At 61.8% G+C, this 1,693-nt stretch carries 2 protein-coding genes; both read left to right on the forward strand.

What is annotated here, in order from left to right; translation table 11 throughout:
• Positions 1 to 531, forward strand: a 531-nt coding sequence (locus EVC45_RS44455) for a CoA transferase (RefSeq protein WP_129964344.1), incomplete at its 5' end; no start/stop codon positions are given.
• On the forward strand, positions 519 to 1,693 hold a 1,175-nt coding region (gene acdA / locus EVC45_RS44460; RefSeq protein ID WP_129964345.1), incomplete at its 3' end, for a 3-sulfinopropanoyl-CoA desulfinase. The genes EVC45_RS44455 and acdA, both read left to right, overlap by 13 nt.

Genomic DNA, 1,693 nt, shown 5'->3' on the forward strand with positions numbered 1-1,693 from the left:
CAGCTACCGACCCGCCTGGGCAACGGCCACCCCAACATCGTTCCATACCAGGTGTTCTCAACGGCAGATGCACCGATGATCCTCGCCGTTGGCAACGATGCGCAGTTTGCGCGGTTCTGCGAGGTTGCGCGGATCAACGAACTCGCTTCCGACGAACGCTTCGCGACCAACACGATGCGAATTCGTAATCGGGCAGCACTTTGCGAACTGGTCGACAAAACCTTGCGAACACGGTATCGCGCGACATGGCTGCAGCAGCTGGAGGCAGTCGGGGTCCCGTGTGGGCCTGTGAACAATCTGGAAGACGTATTCGCCGATCCACACGTTAAAGCTCGCGGTGCCGAGTTGCGGATGCCCTGTCAGTGGGCGATGGATGGGGAGCTTCGTCTTCTGGCCAATCCGCTGAGGATGTCGGCTACGCCCCCAACCTACAGGCGACCACCGCCACGGCTGAACGAGCATGCTACCGAAGTACTAACGGATTGGCTTGGAACAAATCAATCGCTACAGGAGACGCCATGTACGACCTGACCGCCGAACAGTTGACACTGCAGGCGCAAGCACGGGAGCTCGCGCAAACGGTGTTTGCGCCAACCGCCGCCAATACGGACCTCACGGAGCAATATCCATGGGACAACGTTACAGCACTGCGCGACGCGGGGTTCATGGGCATGACGTTGCCAACGAGCCTGGGTGGACGTGGTTTGTCTTACCTGGACACCGTGATCGTTATTGAGGAAATGGCCAAGGCGTGCGCCACCATGGGCCGCATCACCGTCGAGGCCAACATGGGCGCCATCGGCGCTATCGCGAAGTATGGAACTGCGGAACAGCTGAAGTTGGCCGCGGAGCTGGTCCTGGCGGGGGACAAGCCCGCGATCTGCATTTCGGAGCCCAACGCCGGCAGCGCCGCCAGCGAGATGACCACGCGTGCCGACAGGAAGGGGGACGACTACATCCTCAACGGCGAGAAGTACTGGATCACGGGCGGCGGCGTTTCAAGACTGCATCTCATCTTCGCGCGCGTGTTCGACGACGGCGTGGAGCAAGGCGTCGGTGCATTCATCTGCGTGCGGGATGGCGACGTACCGGCCGGGCTTGTGGTCGGCCGGCGGCTTTACGCGATGGGTGTGCGCGGCATCCCTGAAACCCATCTCGAGTTCCGCGACCTCAGAGTGCACAGGTCGATGCTCGTGATGCCGCCCGGCGGCCTGAAGCGAGGTTTCGCGGCGCTGATGACCGCCTACAACGCGCAGCGCGTCGGTGCGGGCACAGTGGCGCTGGGCATCGCGCAGGGCGCCTTCGAGGAAGGTATGGCGTATCTCAAATCACGACACCAGTTTGGCCGACCGATTGCCGAGTTTCAGGGGCTGCAGTGGATGTTGGCCGACATGTCGACGCAACTGGATGCGGCCCGATTGCTGTTGCGTTCTGCGGCTTGCAGCGGCGCGGAGTTTCCGGATATCGACAAGGCGGCACGGGCGAAGATTTTTGCGGCTGAGACTGCCAACAAGGTCACCAACGATGCCTTGCAGTTTTATGGATCATCCGGCTACGGACGCCACAATGCGATGGAGCGGCACGTACGTGATGCCCGCATGTTCACTATTGCAGGCGGTACGGCGCAGATTCTGCGCACGCAGGTCGCGGCCACACTTCTCGGCATGAAGCTGCCGCAGACACGCGACGGCTA

Origin of the sequence: Paraburkholderia sp. UYCP14C (assembly GCF_004197395.1) — a bacterium.
GTDB lineage: Bacteria > Pseudomonadota > Gammaproteobacteria > Burkholderiales > Burkholderiaceae > Paraburkholderia.